The sequence below is a fragment of the Hymenobacter sp. GOD-10R genome, assembly GCF_035609205.1.
In the GTDB taxonomy this organism is placed as follows: domain Bacteria; phylum Bacteroidota; class Bacteroidia; order Cytophagales; family Hymenobacteraceae; genus Hymenobacter.
Map to the genome: position 1 here is coordinate 1009098 of NZ_CP141184.1, position 20945 is coordinate 1030042.

Annotated in this window: 17 protein-coding genes; 11 read left to right on the forward strand and 6 right to left on the reverse strand. The window is 54.2% G+C overall.

Annotated features, from left to right (window positions below; genetic code table 11):
• Nucleotides 1–310 precede the first annotated feature (310 nt).
• Both SD425_RS04195 and SD425_RS04200 read left to right on the forward strand, forming a co-directional pair.
• Nucleotides 311–754, forward strand: a complete 444-nt coding sequence (locus SD425_RS04195) for an Hsp20/alpha crystallin family protein (protein ID WP_324675722.1) — start codon at nucleotides 311–313, stop codon at nucleotides 752–754.
• A 193-nt stretch (nucleotides 755–947) separates the two neighbouring features.
• A complete protein-coding gene (locus SD425_RS04200; RefSeq protein ID WP_324675724.1) occupies nucleotides 948–2447 on the forward strand; it encodes a trypsin-like peptidase domain-containing protein in 1500 nt (499 codons plus the stop codon).
• Nucleotides 2448–2545: 98 nt separating this feature from the next.
• Here the strand turns inward: SD425_RS04200 and SD425_RS04205 are convergent, their stop codons facing one another.
• Complete coding sequence (locus tag SD425_RS04205) at nucleotides 2546–2989, reverse strand: hypothetical protein (RefSeq protein ID WP_324675726.1); 444 nt, start codon at nucleotides 2987–2989, stop codon at nucleotides 2546–2548.
• A gap of 514 nt (nucleotides 2990–3503) precedes the next feature.
• The gene (locus SD425_RS04210) at nucleotides 3504–5243 is read right to left on the reverse strand and encodes a T9SS type A sorting domain-containing protein (protein ID WP_324675728.1); all 1740 of its coding nucleotides are present in this window, start codon (nucleotides 5241–5243) and stop codon (nucleotides 3504–3506) included.
• A gap of 273 nt (nucleotides 5244–5516) precedes the next feature.
• Between SD425_RS04210 and SD425_RS04215 the strand changes: the two genes are divergently transcribed.
• From SD425_RS04215 to SD425_RS04245, 7 genes are all read left to right on the forward strand, one after another.
• Complete coding sequence (locus SD425_RS04215; protein WP_324675730.1) at nucleotides 5517–6803, forward strand: zinc dependent phospholipase C family protein; 1287 nt, start codon at nucleotides 5517–5519, stop codon at nucleotides 6801–6803.
• A 158-nt stretch (nucleotides 6804–6961) separates the two neighbouring features.
• Nucleotides 6962–8560, forward strand: a complete 1599-nt coding sequence (locus tag SD425_RS04220; protein WP_324675732.1) for an aldehyde dehydrogenase family protein — start codon at nucleotides 6962–6964, stop codon at nucleotides 8558–8560.
• 281 nt (nucleotides 8561–8841) lie between these two features.
• Nucleotides 8842–9408, forward strand: a complete 567-nt coding sequence (locus tag SD425_RS04225) for an RNA polymerase sigma factor (protein WP_324675734.1) — start codon at nucleotides 8842–8844, stop codon at nucleotides 9406–9408.
• 103 nt (nucleotides 9409–9511) lie between these two features.
• A complete protein-coding gene (locus SD425_RS04230) occupies nucleotides 9512–10249 on the forward strand; it encodes a hypothetical protein (protein WP_324675736.1) in 738 nt (245 codons plus the stop codon).
• Nucleotides 10250–10251: 2 nt separating this feature from the next.
• On the forward strand, nucleotides 10252–11484 hold the full coding sequence (locus SD425_RS04235) for a hypothetical protein (protein ID WP_324675737.1): 1233 nt from the start codon (nucleotides 10252–10254) through the stop codon (nucleotides 11482–11484).
• A gap of 91 nt (nucleotides 11485–11575) precedes the next feature.
• Nucleotides 11576–12154, forward strand: a complete 579-nt coding sequence (locus SD425_RS04240) for a PPC domain-containing DNA-binding protein (RefSeq protein ID WP_324675739.1) — start codon at nucleotides 11576–11578, stop codon at nucleotides 12152–12154.
• Nucleotides 12155–12192: 38 nt separating this feature from the next.
• On the forward strand, nucleotides 12193–12723 hold the full coding sequence (locus SD425_RS04245) for a PaaI family thioesterase (RefSeq protein ID WP_324675741.1): 531 nt from the start codon (nucleotides 12193–12195) through the stop codon (nucleotides 12721–12723).
• A gap of 115 nt (nucleotides 12724–12838) precedes the next feature.
• Here SD425_RS04245 and SD425_RS04250 read toward each other — a convergent pair whose 3' ends face one another.
• The 4 genes from SD425_RS04250 to SD425_RS04265 form a co-directional block, all read right to left on the reverse strand.
• Nucleotides 12839–13729, reverse strand: coding sequence for a ferritin-like domain-containing protein (locus SD425_RS04250; protein ID WP_324675743.1), 891 nt, complete (start codon nucleotides 13727–13729; stop codon nucleotides 12839–12841).
• A gap of 42 nt (nucleotides 13730–13771) precedes the next feature.
• Nucleotides 13772–14527, reverse strand: coding sequence for a ferritin-like domain-containing protein (locus tag SD425_RS04255; protein WP_324675745.1), 756 nt, complete (start codon nucleotides 14525–14527; stop codon nucleotides 13772–13774).
• Between the two features lie 417 nt (nucleotides 14528–14944).
• The gene (locus tag SD425_RS04260; protein ID WP_324675747.1) at nucleotides 14945–16519 is read right to left on the reverse strand and encodes a DNA integrity scanning protein DisA nucleotide-binding domain protein; all 1575 of its coding nucleotides are present in this window, start codon (nucleotides 16517–16519) and stop codon (nucleotides 14945–14947) included.
• Between the two features lie 209 nt (nucleotides 16520–16728).
• Complete coding sequence (locus SD425_RS04265; RefSeq protein WP_324675749.1) at nucleotides 16729–17511, reverse strand: energy transducer TonB; 783 nt, start codon at nucleotides 17509–17511, stop codon at nucleotides 16729–16731.
• A gap of 297 nt (nucleotides 17512–17808) precedes the next feature.
• Here SD425_RS04265 and SD425_RS04270 point away from each other — a divergent pair, with 297 nt between their 5' ends.
• Both SD425_RS04270 and SD425_RS04275 read left to right on the forward strand, forming a co-directional pair.
• On the forward strand, nucleotides 17809–18102 hold the full coding sequence (locus SD425_RS04270) for a hypothetical protein (RefSeq protein WP_324675751.1): 294 nt from the start codon (nucleotides 17809–17811) through the stop codon (nucleotides 18100–18102).
• A gap of 354 nt (nucleotides 18103–18456) precedes the next feature.
• A complete protein-coding gene (locus SD425_RS04275; protein ID WP_324675753.1) occupies nucleotides 18457–20886 on the forward strand; it encodes a TonB-dependent receptor in 2430 nt (809 codons plus the stop codon).
• Nucleotides 20887–20945 lie beyond the last annotated feature (59 nt).

Below are 20945 nucleotides of genomic sequence, written 5' to 3' on the forward strand. Positions count from 1 at the left end.
AACCAGAAACAATCTGTTGACGAAGCGGGCCTGCTGAGCTCATTCTAGCAAGGATGCAGGATGTGCTTGAAACAGTTTAGATCGACATGTATGTCAAAAAGTCGTAATCAAATCAGCGATGTATATGGCGTATAAAGATCGTGAGGCCATATTATGGCTCTTGTGAATCTTGTTTTAGAAAAAGTAAAAACAAATTTGAGACTTTTTGTCATTAATAAAGGCTTGAAAATGCCTTGGTACAGATTTTATAGAATAGAGGTGTATCGCAATTGATACTACTTGACTCAGACTCTAAAAAGATTTGTTTCCCATGGCAACTCTCTTGTATAACAACCGCCCTGCTCTTCGTCCTTCACGCGCTTTCAACTCTGTATTGAACGAACTGTTGCGCGACACATTACCAACCGTGAACCAACCTTCGAAAAGCTTCGTGCCTCAGGCCGATATCCTCGAAACAGAGCACGGCTTCGAACTGCACCTAGCTATTCCTGGTGTCGTGAAAGAGGATGTGAAAATCGATTTTCAGGAAGGTAACCTGGTGATTAGTGGCGAGCGGAAAGCTCCAGCTATCGAGGAAAATGCTCCTAAATTCCGCCGCACCGAAACGGCTTTCGGTACTTTCACCCGCACGTTCCGCTTGCCAGAGACGGTAGATGTAACGGCCATTGATGCACAACTGACCGACGGTATCCTGCGTGTAACGCTGCCATTCGACAGCAACAAAGTGACTAAGCATCACATCGAGGTGCGCTAACATTCAACTGCAAAAAAAGGCATCGGTTGCGGTGCCTTTTTTGTTGAAATGTCTGTTATGGATGTATAGTTTGCAACCGAAATACCACGGAGAGACTCTCTACGTTAGAATTCGTAGTTCTTCATTGGAGTCTCATGATTTCTGTTGTAACTTCCCTTATCATCTTTCAAAACAAACAACCCATTTATTACCCATGCAAGCAAAACAAATGATGCTCGGTCTGCTTACTTCTGCCGTCCTAGGTGGAGGCGTGGCCGTGGGTGGGTACAAGCTGTTGGAGCCGGAGCGCACCTACGCGCCCCAGGCCGTAGCTGCCGACCCTAACGTGCGATATACCAGTGAGCTGCGTAGTAGTGCGTACAACGTACCAGAAGGATTGAACTTCGTGGCAGCTGCTGCTTCCGTAACACCAGCGGTGGTGCACGTGATGACCGAGTATGCACCCAAGGCTAACCAGAGCGATATGTCGCGTATGGATCCGTTCCTGCGTCAGTTCTTTGGTGATGGTGCAGAGCAGTTCCATGGCCAGTCTGGTCCTCAGATGGGCTCGGGCTCAGGTGTAGTTATCGCCGCCAACGGCTATATCGTTACGAACAATCACGTAATCGAGAAAGCAGATAAAATTGAAGTCGTGCTCGACGACAAGCGGAAGTTCAAAGCTACGCTCGTTGGTGCCGACCCCAATACCGACCTAGCCCTGCTGAAAGTAGAGGCTGACAACCTGCCTTTCGTGAAGTACGGCAACTCTGACGACGTGAAAGTTGGGCAGTGGGTACTCGCTGTTGGTAACCCGTTCAACCTGAACTCGACCGTAACAGCTGGTATTATCTCGGCCAAAGGCCGTAACATCAATATCCTTCGCCGTGAGGATAACATGGGCATTGAGTCGTTCTTGCAGACCGACGCTGTCGTAAACCCTGGTAACTCAGGTGGTGCCCTCGTGAACCTCAATGGTGACCTGGTCGGTATCAACTCCGCTATTGCGTCGCACTCAGGTGCTTTCGAAGGTTATTCCTTTGCCGTACCTAGCTCGATTGTTAGCAAAGTAGTCGACGACTTGCTCAAGTATAAAGTAGTGCAGCGTGCCCTGTTAGGCGTGAGCATCCGTGAAGTTGATGCACAGCTGGCTTCGGAAAAGAAGATCAAGAACCTGAACGGTGTGTACGTGATGGGCTTGACCAAAGGCAGTGCTGCCGCGGCAGCTGGGTTGAAGGAAGGCGACATTATCACCGAAATCAACGGGGCTAAGGTTAACACCTCTTCGCAGCTTCAGGAGCAAGTAGCTCGCTACCGTCCTGGCGACAAGATCAAGGTGACGTATCTGCGCGGCGATAACTTGAGCACGGCTTCGGCTACGCTACGCAACTCGACTGGCACCACGGATATTGTTCGGGAACTGGCTGCTACTACGCTGAAGTACGAAGGTGCAACCCTCGCTCCGGTGAACCGCTTAGAAATGAATAAGCTAGGTATTGAAGGCGGTGCCAAGATCAGCGGTATCAAAGGCAGCAACTTCCGCGAAACGGGTATTGCTGATGGCTTCATCATCACCCGCATCGACAAAAACAAGGTGGGCAAGCCGCAAGACGTAGCCTTGTACCTCGACCAAGCAAAAGAAAGCGGTGGCGCCCTCGTTGAAGGCGTGTACCCTGATGGTCGCAAAGCTTTCTATCCCATCGGGCAATCTGAATAAGCTAGCTCCACTGAAAACGAAAAGCCTCGTCACGTGTGACGAGGCTTTTTTATTTGCTTGTAGGTATAGACCCTAGTATCTGTCTCTGGGAAGGTAATTCAGGCTAATAGCCAGTGCATCGCCGAGCCTTCATCGCCAAAGAGCCGCATGCGGTAGGTGCGTTCGTTTGATAGGCCGTAGCTGAGGTATTCTTGCTGAATGGGGTTGGACTCGTATACTGCCATGCGAGCAGGTGAGCAGAGTACCGAGATCCGCAACTGCTGGGGGAGAAGCTGCGCCGCGGCGTGCGGGTAAAAGATGCTGGTCGTCCAGTTACCTAGTTCCGGACTGAGCTGATCGCGCCGGCGGACATCAAGAAGCCAACGAGCCGTAGCATGCTGTTCGGCCTCCAGCAGCAAAGCCGTGAAGTCCGCTTGTAATTGAGCCAATGGCGCATCTTCCAACCAGCGTGCTACCACTACACCTAGGTCGGGGCGGTGAACGATGGAGCAAGTGCTGATCGACATAGAGCTGGTGGGAGCGTAGGGGTGGGACGATAGCATAAGCGGCGCAAAGGGATATTAGATTTTTTACGCAGCTAGCTCTGACAAAACAGGAGCCAACAGGAGGTAAAAGAAGCTAGTCTAAGCTACAGAATTTACCAGAAAGAATACCATGCCAATAAAACGAAGCTAGCTGGGTGCTACTTGCTTCTGGTATCCTGAAAACGATAAAAGCATATAGGCATAGTTGCAAGGAAATAAAGTAAAAATAGAGCGCCTACGAAAATTTTGGCTGCCTTTTTGCCTATAATTCTGCTTCCTGCACTACCTATTTGCACGCATTGATTTTTTACTTTTCCTATTATCCTACTTCTCTTATTCTACGCTAGCCCAAACCAGATTTTAACCCCCTGGCTATTTCGCTGGAAGCAGCCTAGCCTATCCAAAAGCTGAAGAAGGAAGTAAACGACCGAGCGAGACTGGATTCATCCGGTCTCGCTCGGTCGTTTCAGGAGGTTCTGTTCGAAAGTTGTTCTAGGACAGCAGGGGCAGATCTGACGAAATACGAAGGCTATCACTGGATCAGTAAGGCTTGTGCAGCTTGTTGGGTGCCGAACTGGACACAAAGCCGATAGACTCCAGGAGCTAGGTTACGGAGTGGCAATTCAACCATAGTGCCGGTGGCCTGTAAGCGCAAGGACTGCGTACGTACCTGCCGACCTAGGGCATCTGTGAGCGTGAGCGTAGCTTGGGTTGCGTTAGCAACAGCCGGTATTTGGATGGTAGTTGAGGCATTCGCAGGATTAGGATAGACCGCAAAGCTAGCTTTGGTCAGGGTATTATGGGTAGCTAACACGACGTCACTCAGAGACGCCAGTACACTTGTAAAACTACCATTCGGATTCCCAACATTGGGAATATTGCCGAAGCTAGCTGGAGGGCTAACGGTACAGCCAACATAGATGACTGATCCTTGCACTGCCAGGGCACCCGAGTAATCATAACTTGGTCCTCCTCCTTGCTGGACCCAGGAAAATGCACCGTTATTACCTAGGTCGGTGAGCTTGGCCACGAATACATCGCTGGCACCAATGCTGCCGGTGGCAGTGAGGGTATAGGGGCCGAAATCAGCGGTCTGCCGAAATTCACCCGTTATGTACACATTATTACCCTGCACGGCTACTGCATGCGCATTATCATATTCGGAACCACCTGCCCGTTGAGCCCAGGCAAAACTCCCCGTGGCACCGGCGTCGGTGAGCTTGGCCACAAACAGATCGAGGTTAGAATCGGTGGTAGTGAGTGTGGTCGTACCAAAGGTGGCAGTCGGTCCCTGAAATTCGCCTACCACGTACACACTGTTACCCTGCGCGGTTATGCCGTAAGCTATATCGCTCTTGGTGCCGCCCGCTGATTGCGCCCAGACGAAATTCCCTGTCGTGCCCGCATCCGTGAGTTTGGCCACGTACACTTCGTAAATGCCAGGGTTGGAGGAGTTCGTTAAAGTGACGTTACCGAAGGTCGAAGTAATACCGTAAAAAGAACCTGTAATGTACACGGAGGTACCGCTAACGGCTATACTGCGGGCCTCTTCGCTACCCGTACTGCTACCTCCGCTCTGTGCCCAAATGAAGCTTCCGGTAGCACCCGCATCCATGATCTTAGCTACATAGACGTCGGAGGAGCCCGAGCCAGGTAAAACAATGGTACCAAAGGAAGTAGGAGTGGAGAAGGAGCCAGCAACGTACACGTTTGAGCCATTAGCGGCTATCCCGTAGGCGCTTTCGCTGCTAACTCCACCAATTTGTTGGGCCCACGTAAAGGTGCTGCTAACACCTGCGTCAGTCAGCTTCACAACAAAAGCATCATCTGAGAAGCTTCCTTTGTTAATTAAAGTGAGGTTGCCAAAGCTGATAGCTCCTCCATTGAACGCACCTGCTAGGTAAATATTTGTCCCACTCACGGCTATAGATTTAGCTTCGTCGTAGCCACGAACGCTGACACTTTGCTGCGCCCAAACAAAGCTTTTGGTTGCGTTGCTCCATTTAGCAACAAAAGCACAGATATTACGAGGCGGGCTAGCGTCCAGCGTTGTGGAGCCGAAAGTGACTATTCCTCCAAAACGCCCTGCTATGTACACATTACCATTGGCGTCCGTGGCCGTAGCGTTGACGACGCAACTTCCGCTACCAGTATTAGCTATGGCCGTCTGCCAGGTAGGAGCCTGCGCGCGTACGGCTCCGACGCACAGGCAGAGGAACAGCAGGCTCAGCAGCAATTGCGGCCTGAAAACGAAGAGTAGAATTGATTTCATAAGCAATCAAGATGAGGGCTGGTGTTGATCGTCAAGTAAGGTGATAGTCTCTCTGTTGGAGAAGTAATTTTAATATAAAAAGATTTTATAGGATATCAACTGTAAGTATGTGGCATAGGTCATCCAAAGTTTCGTGCCTAGGTTGCTAGTAGTGTGAGGCGGTAAGCCTACATAAAAGCTCCCTGAAACGCCTAGCATTCTGAGTGGCTTTGCGTTTGTTACCTGCACGATTTGTTATTGCTGAGGTAGTCGTTGCGTAGCTACCTTGCCCGTATGCTCACTCATCTATTACTATTTCTGCTGCTTTTTGCATTGCCTGTTGCGCCAGCAGCTGCTTACTCAGTGCTCACCCACCAAGCCGTCATCGATTCAACGTGGGAAACGTGCCTTGTACCATTGCTGCACCAGCACTACCCAGGCGCTACGGCCGATCAGATGGACGAAGCTAAGAGCTACGCCTACGGTGGCGCCATTATCCAAGACATGGGCTACTATCCGTTGGGCGCAGAGTTTTTTACGGATCTGACTCACTATGTACGTAGTGGCGACTTCGTACGCAACCTGCTGGACCTAGCTCGTAACCGCAATGAATACGCCTTTGCTCTCGGGGCGCTGTCGCACTACGTAGCCGACAACATTGGGCATCCGGAGGGCACCAACCTGATTATGCCTACCGTGTACCCTAGCTTGCAGGCTAAGTATGGTGCCGTGGTGACGTATGAGAAAGCACCTCATCGTCATACAGAGCTGGAGTTTTCCTTTGATGTAGTGCAAGTGGCGGCTGGCCGCTACCGAACTCAGGATTACCATAAATTTATTGGCTTCCGGGTGAGCAAGCCGGTGCTGGAGCGTGCCTTCCAGCAGACGTACGGGCTGGAGCTAGGGCAGGTATCATTCAACATCGACGTAGGAGTTGCCTCGTTTCGCTTTGCCGTAAACCAGCTGTTGCCGGCAGCAGCTAGGGCTGCCTGGCATAGTCAGCATAAAAAGATCCGACAGGTAAGCCCACGGGCGCGCCGCCGCGAGTACCTGTATAAGACCAATAAGCGCAAGTTTGAGCAAGAATTCGGCACCGAATACGAGAAGCCAGGTTTTGGGGCGCGGCTAATGGCCAAAGTCATTAACCTGCTGCCCAAGATAGGTCCGCTCAAAACGTATGCTTTCAAGTTGCCCAGCGCCGAAGGCGAAGCCGTATTTAGGAAAAGCTACCGGGCCGTACTGCGTGGCTACTGCACCCTCGCACACCAGCAACCCAAAGACACCCTGTCTTCGGTGCCACCTGTGCCTGATACTAGCCTGGATACCGGCCAACCTACCCGCCCCGGCAGCTACGGCCTAGCCGACGAAACGTACGCGGAATGGCTCCGCGAACTGCATCAACATCATTTCGAAAACGTGCCAGCGGCGGCAAAGCAGCATTTGCTGGCGTATTACGCCAACGGAATCCCGACTACTACGCCGGAAGAAGAGGAGGAAGATGACCGGCGAGAAACCCGCAAAGAGCACCGCGAAACGGCAGAAGCGCTAAAGGCACTGCGGGCGCTAGCAGACGGAAAGTAGGACCACTACGATTTTGCTAGCTTTGTAAACAGCACTACCAGACTGCGTCTGGGCCAGCTAGCTACACGAGTGTTGCACGAAACGATCAGCCAACCTGACGGGTTGGCTAGTAGCGCTTCACCACATTGGTGTCCCACTCAATACTGATTTATTCTGTTATGAAACAAGCCCTTGAAGAAGCTGTGGCGACGGGTGCCGCGCCCGCGCCAGAAGATCCGCACGGTATCCAAACCATTTTGCAAGAGCTAGGTGTGCGCCCCGATAATCCGGCGTACAGCACAGGCCTGCGTTGGGGCGGCGAAAACAACGAGCAGAGCCGTACCATCTGTTCGCCGGCAGATAATAAGGCTATTGCGAAGGTACAATTTGCCACCGCTGCCGATTATGAGGCCGTTGTGAGCACCGCGCAGACGGCGTTCCAAACGTGGCGGCTCGTGCCTGCACCTAAGCGCGGGGATATTGTGCGGCAGATCGGGAATAAGCTGCGCCAGTACAAAGAGCCGCTCGGCAAGCTGGTGAGCTACGAGATGGGCAAGATTATGCAGGAAGGCTTAGGCGAGGTGCAGGAAATGATTGACATCTGCGACTTCGCTGTGGGCCTCTCGCGGCAGTTGCACGGCTTCACGATGCACTCGGAGCGGCCGGCTCACCGTATGTACGACCAGTACCATCCGCTGGGCGTGGTGGGTATCATTTCGGCCTTCAACTTCCCGGTAGCCGTGTGGAGCTGGAATGCCATGCTCGCCGCCGTGTGCGGCGATGTAAGCATCTGGAAACCTTCCGAAAAAACGCCCCTCGTGGCCGTAGCCGTGCAGCAGATCATACGGGACGTGTTGGAAGAAAATGAGCTGCCTGAAGGTGTTTTCAACCTGATTATTGGTGATGCGGAAATAGGGCAGCTACTGGCCGCCGATGAACGGGTGCCGCTGGTATCCGCGACGGGTAGCACGCGGATGGGCAAGCAAGTGGGGCAAGTAGTTGGTGCCCGTCTAGGTCGGGCGTTGCTGGAGCTAGGAGGAAACAACGCTATTATCCTGACGGAGCACGCCGACCTCGATATGGCTATGCGTGCCGTGGTATTTGGGGCTGTTGGTACGGCCGGGCAGCGCTGCACCACCACCCGCCGTCTCATCATCCACGAGTCAATTTTCGACGAGGTGAAGCAACGGTTGCTCGCTATTTATCCCAAGCTGCCTATTGGTCACCCGCTGCAAGACGGTACGCTCGTGGGGCCGCTGATTGATCAACAAGCCGTAGAAGGATTTACAAAAGCCTTGGGGCAGGTACAGCAGGAAGGCGGCACGCTACTCACGGGCGGCGAGGTGCTTACGGAGGGTACCTACACGACGGGCACTTACGTAACGCCCGCCTTGGTAGAAGCTGAGAATCACTACCACACGGTGCAGGAAGAAACCTTCGCGCCTATTCTGTACCTGATTAGGTACCGCGGCGATGTGGAAGCCGCCATTGCTCTGCAAAACGGTGTACGTCAAGGTTTGTCCTCTTCTATTTTCACGCTCAACATGCGCGAGGCCGAAGCTTTCCTAGCGGCAACCGGCTCCGATTGTGGCATTGCCAACGTGAACATCGGCACCAGCGGGGCCGAAATAGGAGGGGCTTTCGGAGGTGAGAAAGAAACGGGCGGTGGCCGCGAATCGGGCTCCGATGCCTGGAAGATTTACATGCGCCGCCAAACGAACACCATCAACTACTCCCGTGAGCTGCCACTGGCGCAGGGGATTAAGTTTGACGTGTAGCGCCTAGCTACTCTCACACTATCACAGCGCCCGGCTATCGTAGTCGGGCGTTGTTGTTTAAGCATAAGGGCTTCATCAATCATTCAGCTAGTAGTCGTTATGCTTGCTAAACCTAGGTAGGCTAGGCAACAAGAAAGAACACAATAGCTTAATCTGGGACTGGTGCAACCCTGAGACCTAGCTCCTGTCTTTCTCCTGCTTACCTACCAGGATTAGCAGCTTAGCTCGGAAAGTTAGATATTTAGATCTGCTCTCGACTAATCGCAACCTAATAAGGACATATGGAGGCTTTTGCGTACACTGACATCAATGCCCCGCTTGTGGAGCGCTGCCGCCTCGGCGACCGCCGCGCTCAGGCCGAAATATATAAGCGCTACGCCAAAGCCATGTTTAACGCCTCGCTGCGCATCACCGGCGACTATGCTGAGGCCGAAGACGTGTTGCAGGAATCGTTTCTGAGTGCTTTTCGGGAACTGCATGGCTACAAAGGCGATTCGTCGTTCGGCAGTTGGCTGAAGCGAATTGTAATTAACAAAAGTATTAACTGCCTGCGCAACCGGCGCCTGCAACTGGTTCCACTCGCCGACCAGCACGATGGCGCCAGCTCCGATGGAGCCGACGACCTAGGGCTGGAAGGAGAGACCCTAGGATGGCGTGCCGACGTGGTGCGGCGCTGTGTACAAGAGTTGCCGGACGGTTACCGGGTTGTTTTGTCATTGTATTTGCTAGAGGGCTACGACCACGCCGAAATAGCTAGCATTCTGAATATCACCGAGTCAACGTCCAAATCACAGTATAGTCGGGCCCGCAAGAAACTCTTGGAGCTAGCCCGCCTGCGCGGATTGTAAAACCCAACGCAATCAGCAGCTTACGGCGGCCGCCTATCGCCCACCCGGCGAATATGACGAGAAGCGGCCAGCCATGGGGAGAAACGTGCGTATAACCACCTGTATGAACGAGAATAAAGACGAACTAGAGGCATTTGTCGAACACCATCGAGCTGACTTCGATGCGTTCGAGCCCCGCCCCGACCTCTGGGACGATATTGAGCACGAACTTGCCACTACAGCTACCACCGCTGAAGAAGAGTCTCCGTTGCGAATCATCAAGCTAGCTCCCACTGAGCCTAGCCAACCGGCTAAGTCATACCAAAAGTATCGCGTGGCCGCTGTGCTGGCGCTAACCTTGCTAGCTGGCGGCGGGTATTTTTGGAAGCAAACAAATAAACCAGTAGCCTTCGCTTGGGAAAGCAAGCAGGCATCACCCCTGCTACCCAGAGCGGCCAGCGAAGGTACCGCCGCGGCGCCTGCTTACCTGCACAACCTGCCGGAAGCATTGCCTGCTACTAACGCGCCGGCTCAGCGTCTATCGCAGGCCGTTGCGCGCATGGAAGGATACTATGCCGCCCAAATCGCAGAGCGCGAAACTGAGTTAGCGCAGCTAGATAGTGAGATACGCAATGCTCCCGCTGGATGGCAGCATGAGCTAACCGGCCTCGATTCGACTTATCGTCAGCTACGAGTAGAGCTGTACCGCAATCCGGAACCCGATGTGGTGCTGGAGGCAATGAACCGTAACCTTCAAATTCGGCTCGACATTCTTAACCAGCAATTGCGGACGCGTGAGCAGATTCAGTCCTATCATGCCTCGTCGCCCATGCTGGCTGCCGATAGTCATCGCATGCCATGAGAATGCAACCACTCCTTTCGGGTAGTTGGTCGCAGGTGCTGCTAACTGCTTTCATGCTGACGAGTGCTGCCACCCTACCTAGCTATGGGGCAGCCAAAGGTGCGTCGCAAGGTCAGGGCCAACAAGGCGGGCCGGCTGAAGCCCAGCAAAAAGCCCAACAAGGACCTGCTACCGATGAGCAAGGCACGCAGGGTGAACAAGGAGAGCAAGGCGATGCTACCGCGCTGACCAGTGAAAAAAGCCGGAAGGTGAGCCGTACGTTCGCAGTGAGTGCCAACCAGCCTTACTTGCTCGAAACGCGCTACGGCCGCGTGCAGATCAATGTTTGGAACCGCAATGAAATCCGCACGGATGCGGAAATCATCACGCACGCCGATACCGATCAGAAAGCGCAACAGCTGCAAGACATGATCGACGTGCAGATGGTGCGCCACGATGCAGCTTCTGGCGGCGTGGCCGTCCGCTCAAAGTTCGGTGCCATACCGCACGAGTGCTGGAGCCGGCGACGTCTGTACGAAGTCAACTATACGGTATGGTTACCCAAAAACACGCCGCTTAAGGTGTCGAATACCTTCGGGGAAATCAGCATCAGCAGCGACTTGACGGGCTCGACTGAGCTAGCGGTAGAGTATGGTGCCTTGCGTACGGGGCGCCTCGAAGGCAGCCAGAACGTATTGCGCGTAAGCAACGGGCAAGCGGCAGTTCCATTTGCGCGCCGGGCTAGCATCGAAGCGTCTTATTCCAAGCTCCGGCTCACGGAAGCGGTTACGGTCGAGTTGCGCAACAACTACTCCGACATCGACATGGGTACGGTGCAAGACCTAACGATGCACAGCAAGTACGGCGACGTAGCACTTGGTACGGTGCGCAACTTACGTGGCAGCTCGGGTTTCTCTACCTTCAGCATCGACAAAATCAACGACCGGTTGGATATGAAATTGCAGTATTGTCCCTCCTTCGAGGTGCGCAATACGGGTAAGAACTTCCGGCAGATTAACCTCGACGGCGGTTACAGCACGATCATGCTCAACTTCCCGGATGGTGCCGGCTTCAACTTTGACGTAAATACCGACCACGGCAAGTTGCTGGTTGACAAAAAACTGATTCAGGTACAATCAGAAGAAAGCAGCGCTTCTTCCAGTGATATGCAGGGCCGCTTTGGTGGCGTAGTCGCCAAAAACGCGGGTAACGTTAACATCAAAGTTCGTTACGGCAACGTGCGCTTCAATCGCTAAGTACACCTAGCAAGATTTTTAGAACGTGCCGGTCGGGTGGTTGGATGAGCCATTCGGTCGGCACGTTTTACTTACCCTAGGTCGCTTACCTTTGGACTACACTTTCGGTCGGCCCGTGCATTATTATCTATTACTACTTATTTGGGGGCTAGGTAGCCTAGCGGCACCAGCCACTGTTGCTCAGCAAAAGATGCCTGCTTTACCTACACCGCCAGTTGCGCTTTCCTCGCCCATGCGCACCTATGCGTTGCGACTACGGCCCGGCGACGATTTGCGGCAACAACTCACCGCTTTTACTCAGCAGCACAGTATCAAAGCGGGTGCTATTGTCACATGCGTAGGGAGCCTTACTACAACAACACTGCGGCTGGCTAATCAGGAAGGGCCCACCGTGTATCAGGGTCACTTCGAGATTGTATCGTTGGTTGGGACGTTATCGGTCAATGGCAGCCATCTGCACCTGTCCGTAGCGGACTCTACGGGGCACACGCTTGGTGGGCATTTGTTGGATGGCAACCGTATTTACACCACTGCCGAGCTGGTAATTGGCGTGTTAGAGGAGCTAGAGTTTCGCCGCGAAACCGACCCCGTATCGACTTATCAGGAGCTGAGTATTTACCCGGCACCTAGTAGCCAGAAACCGCGGAGAGCTTCACCGAAAAAGCCCTAACTTCCCTAGGCTGATTTCACCTAGCGACCTAGCTTTTTATGCTGAATCCCACTGGTGCGGTACCGCCGACTTCGGCTGATACGCCACAAAAAGCCGCTTTCCGGCGCGACATTCTTAACCCGCTGAAGCTGCGGATCTTTATGTTGCGCCGCCTGCCAATGGCTTACCTAGCCGGTTTGCGCGTGCGAAGCCTAACGGAGAAAGAAGCTACTGTGACGGTGCCTTTCAAATACCTCACGAAGAATCCGTTTCGCAGCATCTACTTTGCCTGCCTAGCAATGGCTGCTGAGCTAGCAAGTGGTGTGCAAGCGCTCATGCACGTCAGCAGCGGCTCGCCCACGTCGATGCTGGTGACCGGCCTAGAGGCAACGTTTATGAAAAAGGCAGTGGGGCTGATTACGTTTACCTGTCCCGATGGTGCTAGCATTGAACAGGCTGTGGCGGAAAGCCGGGCTACGGGTGAAGCACGCACAGTGGTAGCCACTAGTACGGGCCTCGATGCCGCAGGCGACACAGTAGCCGTATTTCGCATTACTTGGTCATTCCGGGCCCGGCAAGCCGGGCGTTAAGAGTCGCTTATTCCTGCGCAGACCTAGGTTCGTAGCCCGGGCCCATCCGCCATAAAAAAACGGGGACAGCCGTTACGACTGTCCCCGTTTAGAATCAATCCGATTGATGGTGTGCTTACTTCATGAAGTTCGAAGCAATGGCAAGAACAGTAGCCATATCGAGCGGCTCGTCGAACGCTTCAGACGCTTGGGCTGCGGTAACGAAAGAACCGGTGAGTTCAACACCTGCCTGAGCCGTGTTGGCTTCGCTTGGGTACATCGCTGCGGGCGTGCCAGCACCGTAGATGGCACTGGTGATAGCAGGAGCAGGGCCGCCGCCGTCATTACCCGAAATCCAGCTCTTCGGTGCCGACTGAGGTGAACCAGCAACAGCTTGCGGACCGCCCCGGCGCATGGTGCGCAAGTGCGATGCGTGCCGCGCTTCTACCGAGTGAATGTTCAGCGCTGCTTCTAGTACCGTGTTGTTGCTGATGAGTAGGGGAGCACCACCTTTGTAGGCGCGCACGCCAGTATCCTCGAAGCTCTGGGCTAGGGCTAGGAAAGTCGTGCGGTTCGTGAATACATCAGGTAGCAGGGCAGCACGCGTGCCACCTTTCGAGCCGGTGTAGTCGAAGTTATTGGCCGTGAGCGGCGCAATAGCATCAGCACCGAGCACCGAACGCAGGAAAGCAACGTGGTTAAACTCGTCGGTGGCGATGGTGATGATCTGCGCGCGGTCTTCGCCCGACAGCAAGCCAGCCCGGTTAATACCTTCATTGTAGAAGATAGACTCCAGGTACTCTAGTTTAAGCGCGAAGTTGAGCACGTCTTTGATCTGCTGGCTCAAGCCCGAGGTTTGGCCATACGCTTTCTGGAACATGGAGCCCATAGCCAGTGGTACCGCGGCCGTAGCTAGCTTTTTGCCGAAGCCAGCAAAGTGCTTGAACATGGCGCGGCGCTGATCGAGACGTTCGTAAACCTCTGGGTCTACTTTCTCGATTTCAGCAATGATGTTGAGAAGATTCATGGGGTATGTGTCTTTACGATAGGAGAATGGGGAAACACGACGCTATTCGGTGGGCAGGTTGCTGACATTCAGCTTCGAACCCTTCTTCAGGTAGTTATTAGCTACAGCGACTACCTGGGTGGGCGTCTTCGACATTTCTAGGCCGGTGTTGAAGTCTACCACATCCGGACCAACGAAGCTGCCGTTGCTGAGTAAGTCGCGAATAAGCGCCGCGTGACGTGCTTCTACCGACACAATTTTACCGGCCAAGCCTAGGTATACGGGGTTAGAGATGAGTTTGCCAGCGCCGTTGTAAGCAGCTACACCTAGGTCTTCGAACGCCTTGGCAGCACCTAGCACGCTCGTGCGGTTAGCAAAGTCGATGGTCGTGAAATCGGGCTCTAGGTCGCGGATGGGGGTGCCACCGTTTGCTTTGATAGCCGTTTTTAGGAAGTCGCGGTGAATCCGCTCGTGCGCTTCCAGGTCCGACAGAATCTGACGCTCCGCGGCGCTGGCGCCAGTGTAGTAGGTGCTGGTGATTACCTTAGCGTAGAAAGCAGCTTCGAGTTGCTCTAACGCATAGGCATAGTTGAGCACCCCAAAATCGCCGCTGCCAACGTTTACCTCAATGAGGCTCGCTGGTACGTTCGGGTTATTGAAAATCTCATCTAGAAGGTCGTCGCAACCCGTGAGGGCGAGGCTACCTACCGCCACACCGGCACCAGCGGTATAGCGCAAAAAAGTACGCCGTTGCAGAGGCGTGTTCGAGTCCTTTTCGGGATCTGCAACAACAGGTTTTTGGGACAGAAGTTTTGACATATTTTTTTGAACTAAAACGTGAAAGAATACTCAGTCACAACGATACGGAATTAGTCGGGGGTCAGATTGTTTGATAATAAAAATACGTATTTATACCTATTTAAAACGTTTGCGGAATAGGATATATTAATAGTATTAGGACTTTGTGAGTATAGAATTTGGTTTTTTATCTAATGTTAATCTTCCGTTACATTTATGTGACTTGTAAGAATATTCCTTACCTACTCAAGCTTAACTGTAAGTACACTCGCTGAGTGCTGACTAAGTTGATTTGTTTTGGGTACAAGCAAGTCAGAGGCAGCAGCGGAAATTGCACACAAAAACACCAGCTTTCATACCGCTACTTGCCTAAGTCGCGGTATGAAAGCTGGTGTTGTGCTAAGTAGCAAGTAGGGCCGAGCGCCTACCTAGCTCTTGTCAATCTAGTATTACGGCGTCTTGTTCTTCCTTGGTGATGACATCGACCAGACCGTCTTCACTCACCACAATGGCCATGCATGGGTAAGGTGAGCTTTCTACGTAGCGAATGGCCGAGTTGTAGCGGGCACCACGCGTGCTGCTACCACGGCCGCGCGTGGTGGCTTTGCCGTCCAGAATAACGCCAATGGAGTAGCAGTACGCGTCGGGGTCGATGAGTACGGCGCCATCAATAGCCGTCACGAGGCGCGTGATAAGCGGCGTGAGCGGCACAGGCTCGATGAGCGTGCATTGTAACTTGAGGCGGTCGGCTTCAGCTAGGGCTTCTGTGGTGACTACCAGCAGCGTGCCGTGCTTCTGCCGGCTAGCTTCCACCACTACTTCCCACAGGCGTTCCACTTTCACGTGGTCGAATAGGCCAAACACGCGTTTCAAGTCTTTGCGGAAACGGGTCCGGTTCAGGCGCACACGTGGCAGGCTTGGCAAACCATAGCTGGCGCGCATGAACACCTTTCCGTCGTGTTGCAACTCCCAGGCGTAGTGGTTGATGAAGTTCACGACAAACAAATCTTCCCGATTGATGTCGTAGGTGCCCACTAGCCGACCTAGGGCATACACGTTTTCTCCATCGGCCAGCAAGCTGATATCGGCAGTCGTCATCTCCAGCAGCTTCCGCACGGCCCGGTAATCGGTAAGCGGTGTAGGGCAAGTGAGAGCGAAAACCTCTTCTAGATTTGGGTGCCGACGCTGGGCAAGCAGCAGCTTACCGACGCCTTCAGCCCCTTCGTAGCGCAACGACGAGATGGTGTTGCACGTGTCGAAGAGACGGGCCGCGTTGGGATTTACGTTTAGAGCCTGCGCCGGCGTGTCCATCAGAATACGCCCGGCGGCGCGGAGCAGCTCGTCGTTTTCGCGCGGCCGCTCCATCATGCTAGCTCCTGGTTCGAGCTCCGACAAAGCTTTGCCGCATTCCTCGCTGAAACGCAGGATAGCAGATACCAGCAGCGACGACGCGAGCGGCCGGCCGTTGAGGTAGTATCGGTTGGGTTGAAAAGAGGGGTAGGTACGCAACGCACGCCGGTTGACTTGCAACACCGTTACGACATAGTAGGAGCCAATTTCTATGGGCCAGCCAGCAAACGACTGCCGCTTGCCGGTGGGTGTGTCCAGCACGTCGAGGGCTTCCTGCACGGCCATACGCAAGCTACGGCCGTGCCGCTTCCGCCGTAGCACGCTTTCGCTGAGTATCTCCTGGTCGCCGTTAAGCCAAATGTCAATCTGTTGGAGGCTGTTGCTGCGCGCTATCACCGTTCCGAAGCTGGTGAAATCGAGACCACAATCGGCAGGCTCTAGGCACACGGGCAACACCGGTAGATTCTCCTGCTCAACGGGAATACCGACCAAAATAACAGATGGGTCTAGCTCGTCGTCGAGAGCACCAAAGAGGTCTTGGGCCAGCAAATAAACAGCTTGCCGGAAGCGGGCTTGGTTGGGCCAGATGGTTGAGGTATCTAGGGTCGCCGGAAGCTGGGGCGCCACCGGCGGCGCGGCTAGAAGTGGGAGGGGAGTAAGCATAAAGCAGGAAGCTAGCAAGGATAACGTGTTAAACGCAGCCAAACAGGCCTGCGATGCCCGCCGGATGGAAGTGCCGTTATTCGCTGCGAGGTTACCCTGTATGTACCCCTAATGAGTTGATAAAGTACTACTTCGCAGCTGATCTATAGAAAGCACCCAAGTGGCCGGGTATACTATAACAGACGAACAGCAGCGCTGGTTACTTTAGGTTAGAGTTGAAAAACTACGGGTAACACCATTTTTTGCCGCAGCGGCTGGCCTTTGTAGCGAGCCGGATTCCATTTAGGGGCTGCTTTGATCAAACGCAAAGCCTCCTCGTCGCAGCCTGAACCTAGGCGCTTTACCAGCTTGGGCTCAGTGAGGGAGCCATCTTTCTGAACCACGAATTCTACCATCACGCGGCCTTCTATTTTGCGCTGTCGTGCCAAAGTAGGGTAGCGTAAGTTCTCCTGAATCCAGGTGAAAAAAGCGTCGGTGCCGCCGACAGGGCGAGCAGGTTCGTCGGGCGCAACGGTCTGTGGCTGGTCGCTACCAGCGCCGCTTGGTGTACCCGCTGCGCTAGGTTCGGAGCCTTGCGGAATCTGGAAGGCTACCGGGATGGTCACGCGCTGCCGCACTTTTTCGCCGCGGTGCTGGGCAGGCGTCCACTTGGGACCACCTTTTATCAACCGAATTGCCTCTGCATCGAGGGCGGGGGCGAGCGGCTGGGGCACCGTCACGTTGGACACGACGCCCGTTTTCTCGACTACAAAGGTCACGTTCACGGTGCCTTGCAGGTCCTGCTGCAAAGCAGCGGTGGGATATTGCTGATTATCGGCTAGGTACTGACCGTATGCTTCCACGCCACCTACAGGTACAGCTGGCTTTTCTACGGTATCGTAGATTTCGCTAGCCTTGGGGTCTTTGGGATAAGCTAGCTTTTGCTGAGCTTGGGTAGACAGGGTGGCCGTAGTGAGCAGGGCGGTGAGTAGCAAGCGAGAAAAGATCGTCATGTGGATGGGCGCAAGAGTGTGGAGGCTAGCCTCGCGAAAGCGGCGAGGGCTCAATTCGCTTATCAAAATTCAGGCAACTATTCAACGAACCCCCATTAACAGTTAACACGGATAGAAGGCTAGGTAGTGCCGAAAGCCTAGGTGCCCCTTGAAATATTGGTAGTTTTATGCAACAATGTGTCATTTGTGATAATTCTGAATACCTTTGAGCTTCATGTTTTTTTCATGAGGGGTGTTTCGGAAATAAGTTTAGGGCAAAAAGTAAGTGTCTGGTGGTTGCTGCTGCTCCTGCTACGCATGTCCCTGCCCGAAACAGCCGTGCTGGAAGCTCACTTTCATCGGCACACCGAAGTAGAGCCCGCTACCAAAGCAGTCGGGGCGACAGCTAGCAAGCATTTGCTTACACCTAAGCACCAACATTGCCACACCGAGCAGTTTTATAACGTGCCTTTTCAACCGGCTGAAGCAGTGTTGGTGGAGGTGCCGTTGCAGCTCCGGCCGTATGCTGTTTACCGGCCGCAGGCGCCCGTGTGCCGGTCGTGGCACCTGCTGAAAGGTGCCTCTTTGCGTGGGCCACCCGCTCTTAGCTAAACACTAGGCGTAGCGCGCTTTTTACCTGCTAGGTACCTGCTTTTCGGGTGCCGGCCACTGGCTAGCTTTTGCTGCTGACTATGTGTAATCGGTTGTGCCCTGCGGCAATATCGTCCTGCTCCGCTCGAGTGGTGATGCGGTGTGCGTTGCCATCACGTCGCACCTAGCTAAGAAATTAACTTCCAAACGTAAGAGGCTTTTGCCCCGCGGCATTTTGTGCCGCCTGTGGCAGTATGCTGTGTGCTTTCCGGCCACCACCTAGCTCCCGCAAAATCGCCGGAGCCACCTTTCCCTCCTTTTTCTCTGATACCTCTTAATGCCCGACGCGCTGTCGCTCGGCATGACTTTCCCCTTATGCAACGACTTCTCTACATCTTACTTTTTTTACTACCTGCTTTGTGTGGCGCGCAAAACCTAGGTAGCATCAATGGCCGAGTACTCAGCGCCGATAGTCACCCGCTGGAAGGCATTTCGGTGGTGGAAACAACCGGGCGCTTCTCCGCGCTTACCGATAAAGAAGGCCGCTTTGCGCTAACCAATCTGCCGCTAGAGCAACTGACGCTGCTCACGCGTAGCCTCAACTTCAGCGAAGCACGCCGCACGGTGCTGCTAACCGCCGAGGCGCCAAGCGTGACCATTGACTTTCGCCTGAATGCTAGCTCCAATGCGCTGCAAGAAGTGGAAGTGCTAGGTCGTAAGGAGACCACCTACAAGAGCGACTACAGCTTCGTAGGAACCCGCACCGCCACGGCGCTCATCGACGTGCCACAGTCAATTTCGACCGTGACCAAGGAGCTGATGGATGACCGGCAAGTGTTCCGCCTCACCGATGTAGTAAAGAACGTGGCCGGTGTAACGCAGTACTCACACTACGACGACCTGACGGTGCGTGGCTTCCGCAACGGCTACGAAAGCGGCTTTCGGCTGCTGAATGGCCTGCGCTCTGGCTTCAGCTACGGCAACTCGTTTACACAGGCGCCGCTCACCGTGAACCTAGAGCGGGTGGAAGTGCTGAAAGGACCCGGCGCCGCGCTGTTCGGCGACATCAACCCCGGCGGCACGGTGAACATGGTGACCAAAAAGCCGCTGGCCGACACGCGCCGGGCCATATCGTTCTCCACCGGTAGCTTCAACACGACAAGAGCTTCCGCCGATTTCACGGGTCCGCTCAACGAGCAAAAAAACGTGCTCTACCGCTTCAACGCGGGTTACGAGAAAACCAACACCTTCCGCGACGTGAACGACACGAAGTCGCTGATGCTAGCACCCACCGTGACGTTCCTGGTGTCGGACAAAACTACGCTGAATGCCGAGTTGGTGTACACGCACATCAACGGCTACCTCGACCGGGGCCTGCCCATCAAGGCCAATGACTTATACGCGGCGCCGCGCAGCTTCACTCTCAGCCAACCCAGCGACTATTTCCGCACCAATACCTATTACCTGAACGCCTCGCTCACGCACAAATTCACGGATTGGCTGTCACTGAACGCGTCGTACCTCGACTTCACCTACAACGAAAACCTGAGCGAGCACCGCACCCTGAATACCTACGCTGATGCACCGGCCAACACGGTGATGAACCTGCGCTACTTCGACCGCCGCGCCGAAGAATACACTAAGAACCTCTCGACTTACTTCTCGCTGAACCGCAATACGGGCTCTATTGCTCATAAAGTGGTAGTGGGGGCCGATTACATCCGCTTCAACACCGATAAGCAGAGTACCATGTTCGAAGCACGCCAGAAGCTGGTGAACAGCGTTGCCACGCCGCTAACGTTCGACTTGAATAAGCCCTTGTACGAAATTCAGGACCCCACGAAATACATCCGGCGGCCACTGCCCCAGTTCTTCATCGACTACATCAACTCGGTGTACCACACGGTGGGCATCTACGCGCAGGATCAACTGGAAGTGACGCCTCGCCTGGGCCTATTGCTAGGTGTACGCTACGAACTGTTTGCCGATGAACGCGACTACGGCGACGGCTCTACCACCATCCCGCAGCGCCGGGTGATGCCCCGCGCCGGCCTCACGTACTCCCTGCGCGACAACCTGAACTACTTTGCGAGTTACAGCTCTGGTTTTCGGCCGCTCAAGCCCGAGTATATTCGCTTTCCGGAGCGGTATGGCCGCGGTTCGGCTTTTAGCCCGGAAACCAGCTACCAGCTTGAAACGGGTTTGAAGGGCGAGTTCTTCGATAAGGCGTTGTTTGCTACCGTAGCTGTGTACCAGATTGTGAAACGCAACCAATTGGTAGCTACTGGCTCGCTCACGGCCGACGGTGGTCAGGTGTATCGCCAAAACGGCCAAGCTCGCTCACGTGGGGCCGAGGTGGAGCTGACCGGCAACGTCCTGTCGAACCTTAGCCTGAACCTGAACTATGCCTTAAACCACACAGAGGTGATGGATGCCGACTTGCCAGCCGAAAACGGTCAGCCGCTCGCCAACGCGCCCAAGCACATGGGCGGCCTATGGGCCAAATACACCTTCACCACCCCGGCCCTGCGCGGCCTAGGCATAGGGGTAGGCGGCAACCATGTAAGTCGCCGCCGCTCTGAGAATCAGGTGACGATTGCGGGTACCGAGGAGAAATACTGGGCACACTGGCCTAGCTACACGGTGGCCGATGTGGCGCTGTTTTATACCATCAACCGCTTCAATTTCCACGTCAACCTCAACAACGTGTTCGACAAGTACTACTTCGTCGGCGGCTACGATTTCTTCCGTGCTAGTCCTGGAGCGCCCCGCAATTTCATGACCACGCTGGGCTACACCTTCTAAGGAGCTAGGTAGCACTACCGGTCGGACGCCCAAGGCGTCCGACCGGATAACACATCTAT

Excerpts from the sequence above, each read along its gene's own strand:
- SD425_RS04195 (WP_324675722.1), top strand. The coding sequence starts at position 311 with ATGGCAACTCTCTTGTATAACAACCGCCCTGCTCTTCGTCCTTCACGC.
- SD425_RS04200 (WP_324675724.1), top strand. The coding sequence starts at position 948 with ATGCAAGCAAAACAAATGATGCTCGGTCTGCTTACTTCTGCCGTCCTA.
- SD425_RS04205 (WP_324675726.1), bottom strand. The coding sequence starts at position 2,989 with ATGCTATCGTCCCACCCCTACGCTCCCACCAGCTCTATGTCGATCAGC.
- SD425_RS04210 (WP_324675728.1), bottom strand. The coding sequence starts at position 5,243 with ATGAAATCAATTCTACTCTTCGTTTTCAGGCCGCAATTGCTGCTGAGC.
- SD425_RS04215 (WP_324675730.1), top strand. The coding sequence starts at position 5,517 with ATGCTCACTCATCTATTACTATTTCTGCTGCTTTTTGCATTGCCTGTT.
- SD425_RS04220 (WP_324675732.1), top strand. The coding sequence starts at position 6,962 with ATGAAACAAGCCCTTGAAGAAGCTGTGGCGACGGGTGCCGCGCCCGCG.
- SD425_RS04225 (WP_324675734.1), top strand. The coding sequence starts at position 8,842 with ATGGAGGCTTTTGCGTACACTGACATCAATGCCCCGCTTGTGGAGCGC.
- SD425_RS04230 (WP_324675736.1), top strand. The coding sequence starts at position 9,512 with ATGAACGAGAATAAAGACGAACTAGAGGCATTTGTCGAACACCATCGA.
- SD425_RS04235 (WP_324675737.1), top strand. The coding sequence starts at position 10,252 with ATGCAACCACTCCTTTCGGGTAGTTGGTCGCAGGTGCTGCTAACTGCT.
- SD425_RS04245 (WP_324675741.1), top strand. The coding sequence starts at position 12,193 with ATGCTGAATCCCACTGGTGCGGTACCGCCGACTTCGGCTGATACGCCA.
- SD425_RS04250 (WP_324675743.1), bottom strand. The coding sequence starts at position 13,729 with ATGAATCTTCTCAACATCATTGCTGAAATCGAGAAAGTAGACCCAGAG.
- SD425_RS04255 (WP_324675745.1), bottom strand. The coding sequence starts at position 14,527 with ATGTCAAAACTTCTGTCCCAAAAACCTGTTGTTGCAGATCCCGAAAAG.
- SD425_RS04260 (WP_324675747.1), bottom strand. The coding sequence starts at position 16,519 with ATGCTTACTCCCCTCCCACTTCTAGCCGCGCCGCCGGTGGCGCCCCAG.
- SD425_RS04265 (WP_324675749.1), bottom strand. The coding sequence starts at position 17,511 with ATGACGATCTTTTCTCGCTTGCTACTCACCGCCCTGCTCACTACGGCC.
- SD425_RS04270 (WP_324675751.1), top strand. The coding sequence starts at position 17,809 with ATGTCCCTGCCCGAAACAGCCGTGCTGGAAGCTCACTTTCATCGGCAC.
- SD425_RS04275 (WP_324675753.1), top strand. The coding sequence starts at position 18,457 with ATGCAACGACTTCTCTACATCTTACTTTTTTTACTACCTGCTTTGTGT.